The organism is Klebsiella planticola ATCC 33531, assembly GCF_000735435.1.
GTDB lineage: Bacteria > Pseudomonadota > Gammaproteobacteria > Enterobacterales > Enterobacteriaceae > Klebsiella > Klebsiella planticola.
In genome coordinates, this window is record NZ_JMPP01000034.1 from 1 (window position 1) to 20,977 (window position 20,977).

Genomic DNA, 20,977 nt, shown 5'->3' on the forward strand with positions numbered 1-20,977 from the left:
CACAGGGTCCCCTGGTTATTTTTGCCCATTGCCGCTTCGGCATGCAGGATTTTTTCCTCCTCAACGACCAGCCTGAGCTTACAGCCAGCTGCGCAATACGGGCATACGGTAATCACCTTTTTCATTATGATAATTTTCCTCGTCAGAACGAAGCGGAGACAGCGCGATTAAAAGAGCAACCAAAAGTCGAAGCGGCTATGGATACTCAAATTAATGGCATATTGCACCGCTGGCTGGCTCAGCAAACAGAGAACCGCGGTGGCGAAAACCAGGCGTAATAACATGATGAGTTCTCCTGAGTTCGCGGAATTTATGCTCCCGGTTACGGGATGACGGCGTCAGAGCTATGCACTGACGCCGGAGTCTTTCTCGTTATTCATCGTGTTGCTGCTGTTTAACTTTGCGCATCAGTAACCACATGCGCATCGTACGTGGCTGGCGCTTAACCGCCCGGTTCTCGGGAATCAGCCCCGTGTGTTTGTTGTAACCGTTAAAGAACAGATTGAGGGTGACGGCGCTGAACGTGGCCAGCATGATCCCGCTATGCAGTAGCGGCTGCAGTACTGTCGGGAATTTTGAGAAAAAATCATGCGACAGCGTTGGCGTCAGACCCACGCCAAGGCTGATGGCGACGATATAAAGGTTGTAACGATTAGAGGAGTAGTTGATACGCGCCAGAATGCGAATTCCCGTCGCCAGTACCATACCGAACATGACCAGCCCTGCGCCGCCCAGCACAAACTGCGGGATGGAGGCGACCAGCACCGCCATTTTCGGCACCATCCCGAAGATTATCAGAATAGCGCCGGAAGCCACGCAGACCCAGCGGCTGTGAACGCCTGTGACGCTGACCAGCCCGACGTTTTGCGAAAAAGAGGTGTGGGGAAAACTGTTGAAAACGCCGCCAAACACCGTGCCGATACCGTCAACGCGCAAACCACGAACGATATCCTGCGGCGTCAGCTTGCGGCCGACAATTTCACCCAGCGCCAGGAACATCCCCATCGACTCAATAAAAACGATGATGACCACGGCGGTCATAGTGATAATCGACACCGGATCGAAGACCGGCGTCCCTAACGCCATCGGCGTGACAATGGCGAACCATTTGGCGTCGTACAGGCCGTTGAGGTTAACTTCATTCATCATCATTGAAAGGCCAAAGCCAAAGACGATGCCTAACAGGACGGCGACATTAGACATAAAACCTTTGGCGAAACGCGTGACCAGCAGGATAAACAGCAGCACGGCGAAGGAGATGCACAGATAAACCGGATTACCATAGTCAGGATTGCCTTTGCCGCCAGCCGCCCAGTCGATCCCGACCTGCATAATGCTCAGACCGATAGAGGTGATCACCACGCCGGTGACCAGAGGGGGAAATAGTGGCATCAGCCGTCCGATGAGAGGGGCGAGCAGCGTGGTGATGATTCCGGCGCCGATCGTCGCACCGAAAATCCCCAACAGTCCGATATCGGGGTGTATACCAATGGCCAGCATCGGCGTAACGGCGGCAAAGGTCACTGACATAATGACCGGGAGACGAATCCCCATAAAGCGACCGATACCGATACATTGCAGTAGCGTCACGACGCCGCAGCAAAACAGATCGGAGCTGATCAGTAGCGCCACCGTATCCTTACTTAATCCTAACCGGTCCCCTATCATTAAAGGCACGGCGACGGCACCTGCATACATAACCAGAACGTGTTGCAAACCCAAAACGACCAGCTTCCCCGGCGACAAGACGCGATCCACCTCATCTGTTGAGTGGGGGCTGCCAGAGACCGATGGTGGCTGAGAATCAATGGCGCTCATAACTTTGTTCTCCTTATTATCCGACATTTTCCGCCAGTGCACCCTGGAAGGCGCGACTGGGGAGAAGGATGAGTCACGATGAAATACACCTGAGGGGAATATGCTTAGGGAGTGCCAGTTTTTTGAATTTGAGGCAGAAAGTTGTCGAAATGAGTCGACTGTCACAGAACGCGCGGTTTACGCCGCGACAGGTCAGGATTAAACAACGGACGAGGAACAGAAGGTTCTCATAATGATAGGAATGAAATCATTATGAATCGCCACATGATTCTGCGCGGCATCTCATTGGATGTCACCGGTCGCCGCAGGGAAGGGCGTTTCTTTGAGGCGGTTCTCAAAAATGAACCTGCTACGCTGCAGAACGTAAAAAGCGCCTGATTATTGCATCGCGACCCTTGTCATTTTCATAATAATAAAAGGGACGCAAATGAATCGATTTATTGTTGCCGATGCTGCCAGCTGCATTGGCTGCCATGTCTGTGAGATAGCCTGCGTGACTGCGCATCATCAGGATGTCTGGCCGCAGCAGCGTCGTGATTTCCTTCCGCGCATCCACATTGTCTTCCACCGTAAAGAGAGTCGTGCCGCTACCTGTCATCACTGTAACGATGCGCCTTGCGTCACCTCATGTCCGACCCAGGCGCTCTATCTGGCGAATGACAGTATTCAGCTCAGACAGGCGCAGTGCATCGGCTGTAAAAACTGTGTGCTCGCCTGCCCGTTTGGCGCCATCGAAATGACCTCCGCGGCAGCGGATGCCCCGCAGCTGGCGCAGAAGTGCGATTTGTGCAGCGAACATGCATCGGGTCAGCAGGCCTGCGTGGCAGCCTGCCCGACACAGGCGTTGAAGCTGATGGATGATGCCGGTATCAACCAGCTGCGCCGCGAACGACAGCTTCGTGCGGCCCAGGGGCTAGCGGTACAACCTCGTCAGAGGACGCGACGCGAAACGTTCCTCGAAAAATTACCGCGCGTCGGGGCGAAAAAAATCGCTGCCGAAACGCGAAAGACCCATTTTGGCGAAATTTACCACGGGCTTGAGGCCTGCGATGCGGAATACGAAAGCGAACGCTGCCTCTATTGCGCCCAGAAAGCATGGTGCAACTGGACCTGTCCGCTGCATAACCACATTCCGGATTTTATTCGCCTTGTCAACAAGGGCAATGTCATCGAAGCGGCGGAGCTGTGTCATCAAAGCAGCTCTTTGCCGGAAATTTGCGGCCGGGTTTGTCCGCAGGATCGTCTGTGCGAAGGGGCCTGTACACTGAAAAATGAAGGCGGCTCGATCACCATTGGCAACCTTGAGCGTTATATCACTGATAGCGCGCTGGCGATGGGCTGGCGGCCGGGCGTGGGGAATGTCGTGCCGCGTAAAGAGCGGGTGGCGGTCATTGGCGCCGGTCCGGCGGGCCTGGGCTGCGCGGATATTCTGGCGCGTGCGGGGGTACAGGTGGCGGTGTTCGACAGACATCCTGAAATCGGCGGCTTACTCACGTTTGGTATACCGCCCTTCAAACTCGATAAAAGCATACTGCGGGTCAGAAGGGAGATCTTCAGTGAAATGGGGATAACTTTTCACCTCAATCATGAAGTGGGGCGCGATGTGGCATTCAACGACCTGGTTGCAGGCTATGACGCCGTTTTTCTTGGCGTGGGTACCTACGGCCTGATGGCGGCGGGCCTGGAGGGGGAAGACGCCGCGGGCGTGATTCAGGCGCTGCCGTTTTTGATTGCCAGCACCCGTGACGTGATGGGGCTTGAGGAGAGCCCGGAATATCCGATGACCGAGATTAAAGGTAAACGCGTGGTGGTGCTGGGGGGAGGTGATACGGCGATGGACTGCGTGCGTACGGCGATCCGTCGCGGCGCTGCCAGCGTAACCTGTGCCTACCGGCGTGATGAACTGAGCATGCCGGGTTCGAAAAAAGAGGTGGTGAACGCGCGTGAGGAAGGGGTGGAATTTCAGTTCAACGTTCAGCCGCAATCTATTCTGCGTAACCGCAAAGGTCAGGTCAGCGCGGTTGGGATGATCCGCACCGAAATGGGGGAACCTGGCGCGGACGGGCGTCGTCGCCCGCAGCCGATTGTCGGCTCAGAATTTGAGCTCCCGGCCGATGTGCTGGTCATGGCGTTTGGCTTCCAGGCGCATGATATGCCCTGGCTGCGCGGGCACGGGATTCAACTCGATCGCTGGGGGCAGATTCGTACCGGTGGTCCAGGTCGCGGCACGACGCAAACCGACAATGACAAAATTTTCGCCGGCGGGGATGCGGTGCATGGCGCCGATTTGGTGGTTACAGCGATGGTGGCCGGGCGCCAGGCGGCTCACGAGATGCTGGCTTTGTTCAGGAACAAGGAGGGAGTATGACCAGCTTTATCGTCGCCAGTCCACAGGCCTGCATCGGCTGCCGGACCTGTGAAGTCGCCTGCGCCCTGTCGCACGTGGCTGAAGGGCGGAATTTCATCCGCGCCTGAAGGTGATGCGTCTCGCACATCTCAGCGTACCGGTGATGTGTCATCAATGTGAAAACGCGCCCTGCGTGTCTGCCTGTCCGGTCGGCGCGTTAACGATGGGAAGCGAGCGGGTTGAAGCCGATGCCGCACGTTGTATCGGCTGCCAGGGGTGCGTGGTGGCCTGTCCTTTTGGCGCAATAACGATTGTGGCCACGGCGGCGCATCCGCCGGTGGTGGTGAAATGCGATCTGTGCGTCGCGCGTGAACGGGGGCCCGCCTGCGTTGATGTTTGCCCGACGGCTGCGCTCAGCGTGATGAGCGCTGAGGCGCTGGCGGCGTTGCAAAAACAGCGTAAAGTCGCCACCGCCAGTCTGTTGACGCTGTAGACTCGTTGCAAAAAAGAACCCGGCGCAGAGACCGGGTTCTTTTCCTGCCAGGGGGCGTCAGGCCAGGGTATCCATCCGCTTCCACATCTTCGCCGCAACCTTTCTGGCTTCGGCAAACATCGGTTCGCAGTCAAAGGTAAACTGACGATCTTCGTAAACCATGACTCCGTTGACCATGACGCTATGAACGTTGTTGCTCCCCATCCCGAAGGCAATGTGGCCGGCAATATTTTCAGCGATAAACGGCGTGGGCGGGGCGTAATCGCTGATGGTCAGGTCCGCCTTGTAACCGGCTTCAATACGACCAAACTTCGCCTTGAAGTTACGGCTGAGCAGTTCATTACCATTGCTTAATGCGCGGGCAAAGCTATCCGGCCACAGCGGGCCGCCGGCATCACGATGTTTGAAGAAGGCAAACTTTAGCTCCTCGAACATATCAGAACCCATCCCGTCGGTACCGAGCGCCAGGTTACGGAACGCCGCCAGACGCTGGTTATAGCCCACATGATTGTTCATGTTAGAACGGGCATTATGTACCAGGAATCCGTCCTGGGCATTCAGCAGCTCAATATCCCTGTTGGAAAGATACAGCCCGTGGGCGATCAGCGTTTTGCTGTCGATCAGATCGAAATCAGCCAGCCTCACCAGCAGATCTTTTGCATAATGATGGTGGCTGTGGGAGACATCGTAGCGGTCTTCCGCCGCGTGAATATGCAGCCCGCGACCGGTTGTCTTCAGGGCCTCGTTTAGCATGCTCAGGCCCTCATCCGGGACAGTGAACGGCGCATGAGCGCCGATATGGGCCTCCACCAGATACGGGGTATCGCCTTTTTCCCTTGCGCTGTCTATTTCGCGAGCAAAGCGAATGTTTTCCTCAACGCCAGCCTGTAACTCTTTGGCGCCGCCGTTGCGATCCGTTGTTTCGAAGCAGGTCATGCCGCGTAGCCCAACCTTCAGAAAGGCCTGACGCAGTTGACTGAGCGACCCGGCAATATAATCCGGAGACGCGTGATGGTCGATAACCGCAGTACAGCCGCTGCGAATGGCCTCCAGCGAGCAGATGAGTCCGCTGTAGTACAGCGACTCTTCATCCAGCGCTCGATCGAGCCGCCACCACAGGTTTTTCAGCGTCGAGATAAAGTCCGGACAGGGGGCGATGTTGGCCTGGATACCGCGTGATAAGCCCGAATAGAAATGGTTGTGAGAGCACACGTTGCCAGGCATGACCAGGCGGCCCTGCATCTCTTTAACGCTGGCCTGCGGATAGCGTCGGCATTGCTCCGGACCGACATCGATAATGGTCTCATTTTCGATAACGATATCGACATTTTCCACGACTTTTGCCGGGTAAAGTTGCGCGACAGTCGCATTTTTAAGAATCAGGATACTCATACTTCGACGCCTCCCAGCAGATAGCGATGGTGGAGATGAACATGGCTGATAATGCGGCACATATCGGTAAGCGGTGGCGGTACGTCGTTAAACTGGCCGCCTTCGTCGATATTCAGCAGCCAGATCCGATCGTTTTGTCGCACGTGAACCTGGTTCGCCTCGACAAGAAAACCCGGGTTCGTGCTGTTGCCGAAATCCTCGGGCAGACTAAAGAGGGTGATTTTGTCTTTGTATGGCTTGCCCTGCCATGGGCAAAACTGGGCGCAGTTACCGCATTCGTTGCAGAAGGCGTCAAGGTGCAAGGTCTGGTAACGATTCTGGAACCCTGGCACCGCGATTGAGACGTTGGCACGGTTTGGGCAGACATCCACGCACTTGCTGCAGAGGTAATTGCACTCGAGGCAACGGGAGGCCTCCTGGGCCACGAATGCATCTCGATCGTCTTTGTTTACCATGGCTACGGCAATGGTCCCTTTCCGGCGGTAGACTTCCGCCGGATTGACGTTATTCCAGCGTTTATCGCCATGGTGACTGAGGATATTCTCGCGGGCCAGAATCGTATCCGTTGCCCGGCGGGCATTGCCGATTGCGGAAACAATGGAGGAGGGGCCGCGCTGCACATCGCCGATCAGGAAGACGTTGGCCTTAGCGGTTTCACCATTGAGATCGACAACGGGCCAGCCATGTTCATTGAGCGGAATACCCATCGTCGCGAGGGCATCGCGGTCCTGCTGCTCGCCGATGGCGGTTATCAGGGTATCGACCTGCAGCGTGCAGGTCTCGGCGGTTTGTAGCGGGCGGCGGCGCCCCTTTTCATCGGCTTCGCCGAGCGTCATGACGCGCAGCGTCAAGGTGCCATCAGCGTTAAACTCTTCCGGGTTGTTCAGAAAACGGAACTGAACGCCATCATCAACGGCTTCTTCATACTCCTCACGCCAGGCAGGCATCTCCTGCTGTGAACGGCGATAAACGATCGTGACCTTCTCCACTCCGGGGACGCGCAGGGCCGCGCGGGCGCAGTCCATTGCGGTATTTCCCGCGCCAATAATAGCCACATGCTTCCCCAGCATCAGGTTGTCGCCGCGGTTATACTCCCGCAAAAACTGTAGCGATTTTCGTACGTTAGGGTTATCACCGCCTAGCGGGACACCGCTGTTCTTATCGGTACCGGTTCCCACCAGAACGTAGTGGAATCCTTCCTGCTGCAGCTTTTCAACGCTCAGATGCGGATCGCAGCCGTAGACCAGATTCACCCCATGTCGGATCACAAAATCGATATCATGTTCGACAAGCTCTGCGGGAATACGAAATTGCGGGATGATATTGCGCACCACGCCGCCGGCATTGGCTTCGCGTTCAAAGAGCGTCACCGGATGCCCGGCGCGGGCGAGAAAATAGCCGGCGGCCAATCCTGCCGGGCCAGCGCCAATCACGGCTACCGGATGTCGGGTGCCGGAGCCTGCGGGTTTATGCCAGCGCTGCTGATATTCCTCCCAGCCTTTCTCCAGGGCGATTTTTTTCAACTCACGAATGTGAAGTGCGCTGTCGTAGTCCAGACGAGTACAGTTGTACTGACACTGATGGTCGCAGATATGACCGGTAATGGCCGGCAGGGCATTGCGCTGATAAATCAGCTCCAGCGCGTCGGCATAGCGCTGTTCGCCCATCAGGCGGATATATTCCGGGATATCCTGCTTAATAGCGCAGGCGGTAACGCATGGTGCGACGTAGCAGTCGGTGAGGGGCAGTTTCTCGCCGACATCAATACGGTCATTGGGTTTCCAGTGTTTTTGGGTGTACGCCATACTGACGGCTTTTTCCGCCAGCGCATTCAACCGCGTGACGTCCACCTGAGTCATCTTCCAGCCGTCAGACTGCTCCAGTTCGCGCATACATTCGCTAAGCCGCAGGTAGCCTCCCGGCTTCAACAGGTCCGTCGCCATCGTGATCGGATGAATCCCCGTGGCAAAAATTTCGCGAATATTGAGCTGGCTGGCGCCTCCTGAGTAGGAGATGGGCAGCTTGCCGTCAAAAGCGCGGGAAAGAAGAGCGGCAACATTGATGGACAGCGGGAACAGCGCGCGACCGGACATATACATCTCATCTCCCGGCAGCGCGCCTTTGTTGTTGACGGTGCCGAGCGTATTGGTCAGCTTCACGCCGAAGCCGAGATGCTTCTCTTTTGCCAGTTGCATCAGGCGTTCCAGCATAGCTAATGCCCGATCGATTTTCAGATCATGGTCAAAGGACTCTTCATTGAGCGCGATATAGCCAAAGCCGCAGGTATCAAGAATTTCACGTACCCGGGGATAGCCGAGAAGCGTCGGGTTGAGTTTGACGAAGGTATTGAGGTTTTTCTCTTCCAGCATATAGCGACAAATGGCTTCAATTTCATCCGGCGGACAGCCATGCATCGTCGACAGCGTTACGCCGTGTACCAGGGTGGCGGGGATCCTGTGTGCCAGCGTGTCGAGCCGTGGACGGATATCATCGCCGGGGAAGCGGAGAAGGAACCTCTCGTCATGCAGCCAGCGGTCGAGAATATCGCGATAGAGGGAAAACTCAGGTTGCTTGCTGGCATTCATCATGGTGTTGATAAACTGCTGCATCGGCGGCTGCTTGATACCGTCAAGGTTATAACCCACGCTCATATTGAAAATAAATGATTTGCCGCTCTTCATCGGCGTGAGCGGGAAAATCTCTTCCAGCAGGTGTAGAATAAACCACGCTTTCAGGTACTCATCAGCCGCCTTTTTCAGGGTAAATTCGGTCGACCATTCCGTATTAAAACATTCATCTTCGGCGTCGATACACGGTTTTTCCAGCTCAAGCCGATCGAGGATTTGTACGGTTTTCAGTTCAATAAACCGACCGCCGGTTAACCAGCTGGTGATAATATTTTGCGCCAGCTGGGTATGCGGTCCGGCGGCAGGTCCAACGGGGGTTGCACAACTCTCGCCGAACACGGTGAGTCGATTCGGGCTTGCCGGCGAGTAAAATTGCTGTTCAGGAATACCAAATATCGAGCGATGGTTTTGGTATTCATCAAAGATACGCGTCAATAATGCCTCAAACGGGACGGGACGCATGATATCTCCCATAACCCTCTCCTTAGATTAATCGGTGAACGAATATTATCGGGAAAACGATCTTTCCGACGAATGGGGAGAGCTGGAGCAACAATCGCACCAGTTATTTAGCCATTAAGCTAAGCGGATACGAATCTGTGAGAGAGATCTAAAGTTAATGACGCTTTATGAAATACATCACGTTACGCTAATGCGAATTCAAATCACTCAGCAAAATGAATTGTGCTTATTTCTCAAAATCAACGTTTATCTATCACAATGATAATTTACGTTATTGCGTTAAACGCGCTCATGAGACGCGAGGGCATCGCTACGAGCAACGCGGGCTATTTTGCAGGCGAATAAAATCGGCAGGGGTATCAATATCAAAAATAATTTCCGGATATTCCAGTTCCAGCCGTTGATGCCGACCGCTGAGCAGAGCCTGGCGGACAGATGAACCGTCAGAATGGTTCAGCCGCTGTTGCAAATAGCGGCGGGCAACGAGAATGGGATGGCCCGGTATTCCTTGATAATACGGAAGAATCGAACCGTTATAGCGCAACGGCCACAGGGTGCGGAATACCTCAGCGCGGATACAAGGCAGATCGCCGTGGGTGATAAAGCAGTATTCGCTTTTTACGGCGCGGGCCCCGCAGATCACGGAAGAGAGCAGCCCATGTTGATAATCCGCATTATGCACCAGCGTTATCCTGGGGTTGTTACTATAGCGTGTCTGCAGTTCCTGCGCGTGAAAACCCGTCACCAGAATAATACGTGAGCAAAACTGCAGGGCATTTTTAATACTTGCATCAAGTATTGTTCCCTCTTGCCAGGGTAACATCATTTTCCACTGCCCCATTCGTGAGGACAACCCGGCGGCGGTAATAATACAGTCGATCGGCTTCATAGCGCTCTTTAAATAATGGAAGTGAACCTGATTAATGGAAAATATACCGCAAGATGACGCCTTGTTTTGTGATTTAGGTGCATCTGCCAGCCCGTTACTTATTTCCGCCGTTGGCGCGGGTGGCAAAACCAGTACGTTGTTGTGGCTGGCTGAATTATTTGTCCAGGCCGGACGACGGGTCCTGTTGACCACCACCACGCATATGTCTCTACCGGAGCAGATGCCGGTTGTTATCTGTCGCGACCCGGGGCGGCTGCCGGCAGTCGTCTGGCAGCCGCCGCTGCTGGCCTGTTTTTCCGCATGGCTGCCGCAGGCTGGAAAAGTAAAGGGGTTTACCGGCGAGCAACTTGATGGACTGGTGGCGCAGGCTCACGTAGACGTGGTGCTGGTAGAAGCCGACGGCGCTAACGGTTTTGCACTTAAAGCGCCAAACGAGCATGAACCTTGCATCCCTGATTCAAGTCGCTGCGTCATTGCCGTGACGGGAGGCGGGTTGATTGGGCAATGTATTGGTCCTGGGACGGTTCATCGCTGGCCCTTTTTTTGCCGAATAACCGCCGCCGTACCGGGTGACAGGCTGAGCTGGCAGATGCTGCATCGTTTCATTCGGCATCCTGAAGGGGCCTTTAAAGATACGCCGCCGGGTGTACGGCGCATCTGGTTACTTAATCAGCTTTCTCAAAATGATAATTTGCTGACAGCCGACCTGCTGGTTGATGGCGATGTTGATGCCATCTGGGCGGGATCCGTTCAGGAGCGTCCGGCAATCACGCGCAGACGAGTGAGAGAGTGAGGTTCACTCTGGGATGAAAAGGGATAGCCATCGAGGTTGTTATGAATATTTTCTCAGAAGCTGCAAGACTCGAAGAACAGAATCGCCCGTTTGCGCTGGCGCAGATTGTTGACAGCAGAGGCTCAACGCCCAGGCACTCAGCGCAGATGTTGATCCGCGCTGACGGGACCATTGCGGGAACCATAGGCGGCGGTATGGTGGAGCGAAAAGTGATTGATGAGGCACTGGTGGCGCTAAGTGAGAAGACGTCGCGAATGTTTCACGGCAGGATGGCGCGCAACGGGACCGATGCCGTTGGCTCTGACTGCGGAGGCGCGATGTCGGTTTATATCAGCGTGCATGGCCTGCGGCCGCGCCTGGTGCTGATCGGCGGCGGACACGTCAACCGCGCAATTGCGCAAATTGCGGCGCTGGTGGGGTTCGAAATCGCCGTTGCCGATATCTATCGGGAGAGCCTCAATCCTGATTTCTTCCCCCCGTCGACCCAGCTGTTGCATGCAGAAACCTTTAGTTGCGCGTTAGACAAGCTGAACATTGGCCCTGACAATTTTGTCCTCATCGCCACCAACAATAAAGATCGCGAAGCGCTGGATTGGCTGATTACCCAGCCAGTGGCCTGGCTGGGTCTGTTGGCCAGCCGCCGTAAGGTTCAGGTTTTTTTACGTCAACTGCGTGAAAACGGGATTGCGGAAGATCACATTGCGCGGCTGCATGCGCCGGTGGGCTATAGCATTGGCGCCGAGACGCCAAACGAGATAGCCATCAGCGTCCTGGCGGAGATCCTGCAGGTGAAAAATCAGGCCGCGGGTGGCCTGATGATGGCGGTGGATCATCCCTCACAGCATCTGCGGGTGGTGATTCGCGGTGCCGGAGATATTGCTACCGGGGTGGCGCTGCGGCTCTGGCATGCCGGATTTAAGGTGATCATGCTCGAGGTTGAAAAACCGACGGCGATCCGCCGCAGCGTGGCCTTTGCCCAGGCGATATTCGACGGTGAAGTGACGGTGGAGGGCGTTGTTGCCCGGCGCGCCGCGTCGGTACATGAGGCTATGCGCATCGTTGAAAATGGGGCCATCCCACTTCTGGTCGACCCATCGTGTCACTCCCTGCGCGACCTGAGGCCCGCCTGCGTGGTGGATGCGATTCTGGCGAAGGAAAACTTCGGTACTCATTGCGGGCTGGCACCGGCGGTGATCGCGCTTGGCCCCGGTTTTTGCGCCGGGAAAGATTGCCACGCGGTAATTGAAACCCATCGGGGCCACTGGTTAGGCCAGGTGATATACCACGGCTGCGCCCAGGCGAATACCGGGATCCCGGGCAACATTCAGGGGCACACCTCGCTGAGGGTGATCCGCGCCCCGGTAGCCGGCGTGCTGCAGGGGCGGGTGCGGCTGGGCGATATTGTCAACGAAGGGGAGACGATCGCCACCATCGGTGACAGGGAGATTCTGGCTCCGCTGGGCGGCATGGTGCGGGGGTTATTAAACGATGGCCTGGTGGTTAACAGCGGTTTCAAAATCGGTGATATCGACCCGCGAGGCGCCGACGCCGATTATACCAGCGTATCGGATAAGGCCAGAGCGATTGGCGGTGGCGTGCTTGAAGCGCTAATGACGCTAATGCATCGCGGCGTTAAGGCGAAAGAAGCGGTGTTGACGGTCGCCTGAGCCTGATATCTCGCGGGCTTGTCCGGTAAAAATCGCCCGGAACATCACCGGGCGTATTCAGGGTTGCTGGCCATATCAGGCATCGTTTAACCAGCAATCACCGTTCCGGTTTTGCCTTCAATTCCTTCCTGAGCCTTGCTCAGCACCGTAATCAGGGCTTGACGTCCGGGACGGGAGCGCGCGAACGAGGCTGCCGCTTCAACCTTCGGGAGCATAGAACCTTTCGCGAAATGGCCTTCGCGAATATAGCGTTCGGCATCGCTAAGCGTGAGCGTATCCAGCCACTGCTCATCCGCTTTGCCAAAGTTGATGGCGACTTTCTCCACCGCCGTCAGGATAATGAGCATATCGGCGTCAATCATCGCTGCCAGTTTAGCGCTGGCCCAGTCTTTATCAATCACCGCGCTGGCACCCCGCAGGTGATGGCCTTCACGAATGACGGGGATACCGCCGCCGCCCACGGTAATCACCACATGACCCGCTTCCATCATCGCTTTCACCGTCTCTTTTTCGATGATATCCACCGGTTGCGGCGAGGCGACAACGCGGCGGTAGCCGCGGCCGGCATCTTCTTTCATGGTGTACCCCTGGCGGGTCAGCTGTCTGGCTTCTTCTTCGCTAAAAAAGGAACCGATAGGTTTGGTTGGATGTTTAAATGCGGGGTCGTTGGCGTCCACTTCGACCTGGGTTATCAGCGTTGCCACGGGCACGCTCATTCCTCGGGAAAGGAGCGCTTCACGTAGTGCGTTTTGTAAGTCGTAGCCAATGTAGCCCTGGCTGAGGGCGACGCAGACCGACATGGGCAACATGGGGGTGTGCGCTTCAGTTTTCGCGGCGGCTTCAAAAGCGAGGTTAATCATCCCCACCTGCGGACCATTTCCGTGAGTCACCACCACCTGGTGTCCCTGAGCAATCAGGTCAACGATGGCCTGCGCGGTTTGTTTAACGGCCTGCATTTGCCCGGCCAGATCGTCCCCTAAGGCATTTCCGCCAAGGGCGAGAACAATTTTCTTACTCATTCATTCCTCACTTTAGGGTGCATTTCCGCTTACGGGAGCGTTAGCGATTGAAAAAGGATGGCGGCGCAAGAAACGCCCCTGGCCTGCGGTGCCGGTAAAGTGACCGTTATCGAAGATCACTCTGCCGTGAGACAAGGTCTGGCGAATAGCGCCCTGGCAGATAAACCCCTCCCACGGGGAATAGTCAGCGTTGTCATGCAGCATTTCATGACGAATGGTGGTCGTCCGCCGCGGATCGATGATCACCACATCGCCATCGGCGCCGGGCGCCAGCAGCCCTTTTTTCGGCCACAGGCCGAACAGCTTTGCCGGCGTCGCGCTGGTGAGCGCCACGAAACGTTCGGCAGAAATACGTCCGGTCATCACCCCATGGGAGAACAGGAGCAGCAAACGATTTTCGACTCCCGGCAGACCGTTCGGACAGCGGCTGAAATCGCCACCGGAAAGCTGCTGGCGTTGGGCCATGGAGAAAGCACAGTGATCGGTGGCGACCACATCAATCGCGCCATCGCTGATACCGCACCACAGGGCATCGTTATGCCTGGCGTTACGCAGCGGTGGACTGAGCAGAAACTGCAAGGCATCTTCACGTTCATAGCAGCGTTCGTCGAGCAGCAGATACTGTGGGCAGGTTTCTACCCATACCGGCTGATGGCGGGTTTGGGCAAGACGTAGATAGTCCAGACCCAGACTATTGGAGAGATGCACGATGTATAGCGGCGCGTTGCCCGCAAGTTGTGCCAGATTGATCATCCGCGCGATGGCTTCGGCTTCGCACTCAAACGGGCGACTTAAAGCGTGATAGCGCGGGGCGGTTTTACCGGCGGCGAGAAACTCAGCGCGCTTTTGCGCAATAGCGGCATCATTTTCCGGATGAACGGTCGTTAATGCCCCGGCCCGCTGTAGATGACGCATCGCCTGCAGCGCCTCGTCATCATTGAGTTTGTACTGGTAGGTCAGGTAGAGCTTAAAGCTGCTGATCCCCGCCTCGACCATCATCGGGATCTCATCAAGAATCGCGTGATTAATATGCTGGATAACGCCATGAAAACTGTAGTCAATCACCGCTTTATAAGCGGCATATCCGTGGTAGGCCTCCAGCTGGTGGCGTAACCGACAGCCGGCAGGGCCGAAGCCCATATGATCGATGATGGTTGTTGTACCGCCACACGCGGCGGCGCGGGTACCGGTAAAAAAATCATCACAGCTGCGGGCGAGTCCGGTATCAATATTAAAGTGGGTATGAACATCGATGCCGCCGGGCATCACGTAGCAACCTTCGGCATCGATAGTGTCGCACGGTTGGTCAAGCGTTATCTGGTGGGCCAGACGGCTGACCAGACCGTTTTCAATGAGCAAATCCTGTTTAGCCCGGCCGTCGGCATTGACGACGATGCCATTTTTAATCAGTACGCGCATAAACACTCCAGACTCCCGTCGCCAAGCGACGGGAGGCGTTGCAGACAATGATTATTCCGTGGCCAGCCAGCTAAGCGGAATGGCGGCATACATCGCGGCACAGGTCACCAGATGGGATTTCCAGGTCTTCTCATTAGGCGCATGGGCTTCCGGTTCTTTACCTGGACCAAAACCGATGACCGGAATGCCGTGACGGCCCATGATGGAGACGCCGTTGGTAGAGAACGTCCATTTATCAACGACCGGTGCTTTGCCAAACAGCCCTTCATAGGCATTGCTGAGCGCGCGGACGGTGAAGTGGTTCTCTTCCACTTTCCAGGTCGGGAAATAGCACTCGGTCGGGTAGACCAGGCCAGTCCAGGAGGGGCGGTCATAGTTGTACATCGACACCACCGCGTCTGCATTTTGTACGGCGGGCAGGGCGCGGATTTCCGCCAGCGCCCCTTCCCAGGTTTCCCCCCAGGTCAGGCGCCGGTCGATGGAGATAGCGCAGCTGTCGGCAACGGCGCAGCGGCTTGGCGAGGTGAAGAAAATTTCCGAAACGGTCAGGGTGCCTTTACCCAGGAACTCATCATTGCCCAGTTTGTGCGAGAGATCCTGCAGTTCATTGAGGATTGGCCCCATTTTGAAAATGGCGTTATCGCCGCGTTCCGGCGCGGAACCGTGGCAACTGATGCCATGGACATCAACGCGAATTTCCATACGCCCGCGCTGACCTCGGTAGATCTGACAGTCCGTTGGTTCGGTGCTGACGACAAACTCCGGGCGAATACCTGACTGCTCGATGATGTACTGCCAGCACAGCCCATCGCAGTCTTCCTCCTGAACGGTACCGGTGACCAGCAGGGTGTACTCATCTTCCAGTCCGAGGTCTTTGATAATTTTACCGGCATAGACCATTGAGGCCATTCCGCCTTCCTGGTCCGACGTTCCACGACCGCCGATTAACTCATCGGTCTCCATGCCTTCATAGGGATCGAAATTCCAGTTTTTGATGTTGCCGATGCCGACGGTATCGATATGTGCGTCCATCGCGACCAGACGCGGGCCATGGCCGATATAACCAAGAACGTTGCCCATCGGGTCGATGACCACTTTGTCGAAGCCGACCTTTTCCATCTCTTCTTTAATGCGATGGACCACGCGTTTTTCATCACAGCTTTCGCTCGGTATTGCCACCATGTCCCGGAGAAAACGGGTCATGTCCTGTTGGTAGTGGTTTGCTTTTTCAAGAATCAGTTTGAAGGGAATGTGCCTGGCCATGAATCAGTTCTCCAGTTTTTGTTTCCCGCTCAGCGGGATGAATTTGTCAGTGTTTTGAGGAATTATTGGGCCGCCGGATATTTACCTTCCCAGACGACTTCCCGGTAGTGCTTCACATCGGTATCGCCTTCCGTACTGATAACCAGCACCACGGAGTGGCTATCCAGTCCGAGCTTATTCATCAGCGCTTCGCGCTGTGGGTGAAAATGTACGGCGCAGAGAATGCCCAGACCGACAGCGCCAGACTCTCCGGAAATCACCCGTGGATCGGTGCCGAGAGGATTACCCAGTACGCGCATCCCGAGCGCGGCTACGGCATCCTGACAGGAGATAAACTGGGTGGCGCAGTTGCGTAGAATGTCCCAGCCCAGCGGGTTGGGTTCGCCGCAGGCCAGGCCCGCCATAATCGTGGCCATGCTGCCGCCAACGTTGACGATTTGACCTTTGACGCCTGAACGGTAGAGACAATCCGCCAGCTCCGGCTCAACGATAACCGAATGCAGATCGCGTGCGCCGAAGACGTCCACCAGATAACCGAGCACGCCGCCGGCCATCGCGCCGACGCCAGCCTGCAGGAAGACGTGGGTCGGACGAGCAATGCCCATTGCCGCCATCTGCTCTACCGCTTCATCGGCGAGGGTGGCGTAACCTTGCATAATCCTGGTCGGGATTTTGGTATATCCCTCCCAGGCGGTGTCTTGTACCACCTCCCAGCCGTTTTGCCGGGCAGTTTGCATCGTGAAGCGTACGGTATCGTCATAGTTCATCTCGGTGACGATACACCGGGCGCCAAGCCGCAGGATGGCATCAACGCGCTCCTGGGCCGATCCTTTGGGCATATAGATAACGGCATTCTGACCCAGCTGCTGTGCCGCCCACGCCACGCCGCGTCCGTGGTTACCATCGGTGGTGGTGGCAAAGGTCATCTTTTCTTTTGTACTGGCTTTGAAGGTAGCGAATGAGAACGCGTTGATATCCAGGTGATATTTTTCGCACAGCAGCTGTGCGATAGCGTAGGCGCCGCCCAGCATTTTGAATGCGTTCAGACCGAAACGCTGCGACTCGTCTTTGACCAGAATCGTACTCACGCCAAACAGAGCCGCCAGCGACTTAAGGGCATACAGCGGCGTCGGTTCATATCCGACGATTTTTTGATGAAAATGGCGCGCCTGTTGCGCCTGCTGGCGCGAAAACAGCGGCGATGCTTCGCCGGTAAAAAAACGGTTTTCGGCAATATCCATTTTCAGTGAGAAAGCAGACATACACTGTCCTTATCCTTCATGCGGAGGCTGTGATGCTGGCCTGCAGGCCAGCCTGATAGGTTACTTGACGCGTTTTTGCGCTTCGTTGAGCAGTTGTTCCAGCAACTGACCTGGTCTGGCGTATTTGCGGCACAAAATCATGGCGGCGATGATGTATGGCTTCCAGCTGGCTTCTTTGTAGGTGGCGATCCGGTATTTTTCGAAGACGGCTTCGGTGACTTCCCCCTCGTCGCAGGAGACGCCGGTGATATCGGCAGGCAGACAGTGCATATATAGCGCCTCGCCGCCTTGAGTCTGCGCCATCATCTCTTCAGTACAGTGCCAGTCTTTATGGTTGGCGTTTTGCGCCAGGCAGGCCTGCTCCAGGGCTTTTAACCCGGCATGATCGTTAGCGCGCAGCAGTTCGGTGCGTTTTTCCATCACCTTATAAGGCGCCCAGGACTTCGGATAAACAATGTCCGCATCCTTAAATGCTTCCGCCATATCGGTGACCTGACGGAAGTGACCGCCAGAAGCTTTGGCGTTGTTTTTCGCCACGTCGATGACGTCCGGAATCAGATCGTAGCCTTCCGGATGTGCCAGAGTGACGTCCATACCAAAGCGGGTCATCAGACCGATAATTCCCTGAGGTACCGAGAGAGGTTTGCCGTAACTTGGCGAGTAGGCCCAGGTCATGGCGATTTTTTTACCTTTCAGGTTTTCCAGCGATCCAAAATGTTCACGCAGCCAGGCAAGATCGGCCATTGCCTGCGTCGGGTGGTCAATATCGCACTGCAGGTTAATGAGGGCCGGGCGCTGCGGCAGTACGCCCTGTTGGTATCCGTCATCCAACGCGTCGCCGACTTCACGCATGTAGGCATTGCCGGCGCCAAGATACATATCATCGCGAATACCGATAACATCGGCGCAAAATGAGATCATATTGGCGGTTTCGCGAACGGTTTCGCCGTGGGCAATTTGTGATTTGCCTTCATCCAGGTCCTGCTGCGCGAGACCTAACAAATTCAGCGCTGAGGCATAGGAGAAGCGAGTGCGGGTTGAGTTATCGCGAAAAACAGAAATTCCCAGCCCGCTATTAAACACCTGGGTGGCAATATTCTCTGCGCGCAGCGTCTTTAAGGCTTCGGCAACATCCAGCACCTGTTTCAGTTCATCCGGAGACTGCTCCCATGTCAGCAGGAAGTCTTTATCGTGCAGGTTGGAGTTGAGGTGGTTGATATCCTTAATCAGTTCGTTAACAGTTTTCATTTTTAGATCCTGGTAGTGAATGACGAGCTTAATGATTGCTGTGCGGTCGGGAGCGGCGAGCGTGAAGTGGCGACGGCCAGCGCTGTATATTCACTAACAATAACTGTGCCAGTTCCTGATAAAGAGGCAGACGCAGAGATAAATGGCCGTAATTATGGGATGACGATCACGTAAACATCGGGGAGCCTGGGGGTGAGGTAAATAAGATTCATTTTCGTTATGCTGGCTTGAATGCGGTTTCTTTTATTCACAGGCAACTGAGAGGGGGGAGAAGAGGCGGGTTTATCGTCAAATTGATAAAAACCCTCTGCGAATTCTCATATTGATATGAAAATGTGATATCGCCTCCATATTTCCGTCAAAGAGTGAAAAGGGGATTTTATCTGCATCAAATACTTCCCACCCTGGGGTAGTATCATCGGGAAAGAATAAAGATAGTTTTCGGTTAGTGAGAGTAAGGGTTCATTATGATTTCCTCTAACACCTTATCCGTATTGATGCAAATTCAACCCACAATTCAACGATTTGCTCGTATGCTTTCCAGCGTTCTTCAGCTTGAGGTCGAGATTGTCGATAACACACTCTGTCGCGTCGCCGGGACAGGGGCGTACGGGAGGTTGCTTGGAAAAAAGTTGAATGAAGATTCGCGACTTTTGCGTTACATAATAGAAACAAAAAAAGACAAAGTTGTTACCCATTCACGTTTTGATCCCCTTTGTAAAGGATGTGCCAGCAAAGAGAATTGCAAAGAGAAAGCGTTTCTTGGCACGCCTGTTATTTATCAGGGGCAGTGCGTGGGCGTTATTAGCCTTATTGCGTTAACCCGCGAGCAGCAGGAGCGAATTAAGGACAATCTCCACGAATTCTCCGATTACGTTCGCCATGTCTCATCAATATTTGTTTCGCGGTTGCTGGAAGGTCAGGGCAGTAGCGATAATATTCAAAAAATATTTTTGACCATGATTGAAAATATGGATCAGGGGGTGCTGGTGGTTAGTCTCGATCAAAAGATAAAATTTGCTAACCAGACGGCATTAAAGATTCTTGGCGTGAATCAGGGAAATATGGTTGGCAAAACGATTACTTTTCGCCCGTTAACCTTTGAACATAATTTTGTTCGCGGCCATATGCAGCATGTGATCTCCTTTGATGACAAGAAAGAACTTATTATCGGGCAGCTGCATGCTGTTCAGGATCAGTGGCTATTCTTAATGGCGTTTCATCAATCGCACGCCACGACGGATTTCAGTTCGGCGCAGGACGAGCCGCAGATTGAGCAGCTGATTGGCGAATGTCGCCCGATGCGTCAGTTGAAAAAACTGATTAGCCGCATAGCGCGCGGTCCGTCCAGCGTGATGGTTGCTGGCGAAAGCGGGACCGGAAAAGAGGTTGTCGCCCGCGCCATTCATAAGCTGAGCGACCGACAGGCAAAGCCGTTTATTGCTATCAACTGTGCGGCTATCCCGGAACAGCTGCTGGAGAGCGAGCTGTTTGGTTACGTAAAGGGAGCATTTACCGGCGCGTCGGCTAACGGTAAACCCGGGCTGATACAGGCGGCGAATCACGGTACGCTGTTTCTCGATGAGATTGGCGATATGCCGCTTACCCTGCAGGCAAAGCTGCTAAGAGCAATTGAGTCGCGTGAGATCCAGCCGGTAGGGGCCAGTCACCCGGTTCCGGTTGATATCCGCATTATTTCCGCCACCAACCAAAACCTGGCGCAGTTTATCGCCGAGGGTAAATTCCGTGAGGACCTCTATTACCGGCTTAACGTGATTCCGTTAAGGTTGCCGCCGCTACGCGAGCGGCAGGATGACATCGAGCTGCTCATTCACCATTTCCTGCAGCTGCATACCCGCCGTCTCGAGCTGGTCTATCCCGGCGTCTCTCCCGAGGTAATCGGTTTGCTTAAGCGCTATCATTGGCCTGGCAATATCCGCGAGCTAAGCAATTTGATGGAGTATCTGGTCAACGTTGTGCCATCTGGTGAGGTGATTGATGCGTCATTGCTTCCGCCTAACTTAATCTGCAGCGGTAAAACCACCGGGCGCGATGCCAGCCTGCCAGGCGAGGCAGCGGAGGTTAAAGAGGAAGAGGGCAGTACGGCGCTGGAAGCGATGGAAAAACAGATGATTCGCGACGCTCTGACTCGCTACAGCAATAAGAAGCAGGCAGCGGATGAGCTGGGAATTGGCATTGCCACGCTGTATCGCAAAATTAAAAAGTACGAACTGATTGGCATCTGATTCGTGAACGGGCAAGGATAGCCCTTATGCTA

The 20,977-nt window shown here is 55.1% G+C and carries 14 protein-coding genes and 1 pseudogene; 5 read left to right on the forward strand and 10 right to left on the reverse strand.

Annotated elements, in window-relative coordinates; all coding sequences use genetic code 11:
* The coding region (locus GRPL_RS26955; protein WP_155274631.1) for a hypothetical protein at window positions 1-125 on the reverse strand (125 nt) is incomplete at its 3' end.
* Window positions 126-372: 247 nt separating this feature from the next.
* Window positions 373-1,818 carry a nucleobase:cation symporter-2 family protein gene (locus tag GRPL_RS10280; protein ID WP_050500315.1) on the reverse strand — a complete coding sequence of 482 codons (1,446 nt, stop codon included), beginning with the start codon at window positions 1,816-1,818 and terminating at the stop codon, window positions 373-375.
* A 427-nt stretch (window positions 1,819-2,245) separates the two neighbouring features.
* Between GRPL_RS10280 and ygfT the strand changes: the two genes are divergently transcribed.
* Both ygfT and GRPL_RS0125770 read left to right on the forward strand, forming a co-directional pair.
* Window positions 2,246-4,186, forward strand: a complete 1,941-nt coding sequence (gene ygfT / locus GRPL_RS10275) for a formate-dependent uric acid utilization protein YgfT (protein ID WP_032699623.1) — start codon at window positions 2,246-2,248, stop codon at window positions 4,184-4,186.
* Window positions 4,183-4,658, forward strand: a pseudogene (locus GRPL_RS0125770) (4Fe-4S dicluster domain-containing protein). The gene ygfT and the pseudogene GRPL_RS0125770 overlap by 4 nt, the downstream one beginning before the upstream one ends.
* 57 nt (window positions 4,659-4,715) lie before the next feature.
* Here the strand turns inward: GRPL_RS0125770 and ssnA are convergent.
* The 3 genes from ssnA to GRPL_RS10260 form a co-directional block, all read right to left on the reverse strand.
* Window positions 4,716-6,050 (reverse strand): putative aminohydrolase SsnA, encoded by a 1,335-nt coding sequence (gene ssnA, locus GRPL_RS10270; RefSeq protein WP_032699625.1) that lies wholly within the window; start codon window positions 6,048-6,050, stop codon window positions 4,716-4,718.
* Window positions 6,047-9,151, reverse strand: coding sequence for a putative selenate reductase subunit YgfK (gene ygfK, locus GRPL_RS10265; RefSeq protein ID WP_032699627.1), 3,105 nt, complete (start codon window positions 9,149-9,151; stop codon window positions 6,047-6,049). Before ygfK ends, ssnA begins: the two co-directional genes overlap by 4 nt.
* Before the next feature lie 298 nt (window positions 9,152-9,449).
* A complete protein-coding gene (locus GRPL_RS10260) occupies window positions 9,450-10,028 on the reverse strand; it encodes an NTP transferase domain-containing protein (RefSeq protein ID WP_032687275.1) in 579 nt (192 codons plus the stop codon).
* A 34-nt stretch (window positions 10,029-10,062) separates the two neighbouring features.
* On the opposite strand from GRPL_RS10260, the gene yqeC reads away from it, so the two are divergent.
* Window positions 10,063-10,821 carry a selenium cofactor biosynthesis protein YqeC gene (yqeC, locus tag GRPL_RS10255; protein WP_032699629.1) on the forward strand — a complete coding sequence of 253 codons (759 nt, stop codon included), beginning with the start codon at window positions 10,063-10,065 and terminating at the stop codon, window positions 10,819-10,821.
* A gap of 41 nt (window positions 10,822-10,862) precedes the next feature.
* On the forward strand, window positions 10,863-12,488 hold the full coding sequence (gene yqeB, locus GRPL_RS10250; RefSeq protein ID WP_032699630.1) for a selenium-dependent molybdenum cofactor biosynthesis protein YqeB: 1,626 nt from the start codon (window positions 10,863-10,865) through the stop codon (window positions 12,486-12,488).
* Window positions 12,489-12,574: 86 nt separating this feature from the next.
* Here yqeB and arcC read toward each other — a convergent pair whose 3' ends face one another.
* The 5 genes from arcC to ygeW all read right to left on the reverse strand — a co-directional run bounded on the left by arcC (window position 12,575) and on the right by ygeW (window position 18,699).
* The gene (gene arcC / locus GRPL_RS10245) at window positions 12,575-13,507 is read right to left on the reverse strand and encodes a carbamate kinase (protein ID WP_032687281.1); all 933 of its coding nucleotides are present in this window, start codon (window positions 13,505-13,507) and stop codon (window positions 12,575-12,577) included.
* 12 nt (window positions 13,508-13,519) lie between these two features.
* Window positions 13,520-14,926 (reverse strand): dihydropyrimidinase, encoded by a 1,407-nt coding sequence (gene hydA / locus GRPL_RS10240; protein WP_032687282.1) that lies wholly within the window; start codon window positions 14,924-14,926, stop codon window positions 13,520-13,522.
* A gap of 51 nt (window positions 14,927-14,977) precedes the next feature.
* Complete coding sequence (locus GRPL_RS10235) at window positions 14,978-16,189, reverse strand: YgeY family selenium metabolism-linked hydrolase (protein WP_032696014.1); 1,212 nt, start codon at window positions 16,187-16,189, stop codon at window positions 14,978-14,980.
* A gap of 62 nt (window positions 16,190-16,251) precedes the next feature.
* Entirely contained in the window at window positions 16,252-17,451 is a 1,200-nt protein-coding gene (gene dpaL / locus GRPL_RS10230; RefSeq protein ID WP_032699632.1) for a diaminopropionate ammonia-lyase, read from the reverse strand.
* A gap of 60 nt (window positions 17,452-17,511) precedes the next feature.
* The gene (gene ygeW / locus GRPL_RS10225) at window positions 17,512-18,699 is read right to left on the reverse strand and encodes a knotted carbamoyltransferase YgeW (protein WP_032696015.1); all 1,188 of its coding nucleotides are present in this window, start codon (window positions 18,697-18,699) and stop codon (window positions 17,512-17,514) included.
* A gap of 467 nt (window positions 18,700-19,166) precedes the next feature.
* On the opposite strand from ygeW, the gene GRPL_RS10220 reads away from it, so the two are divergent.
* The gene (locus GRPL_RS10220) at window positions 19,167-20,945 is read left to right on the forward strand and encodes a sigma-54 interaction domain-containing protein (protein WP_032696016.1); all 1,779 of its coding nucleotides are present in this window, start codon (window positions 19,167-19,169) and stop codon (window positions 20,943-20,945) included.
* Window positions 20,946-20,977: the final 32 nt, after the last annotated feature.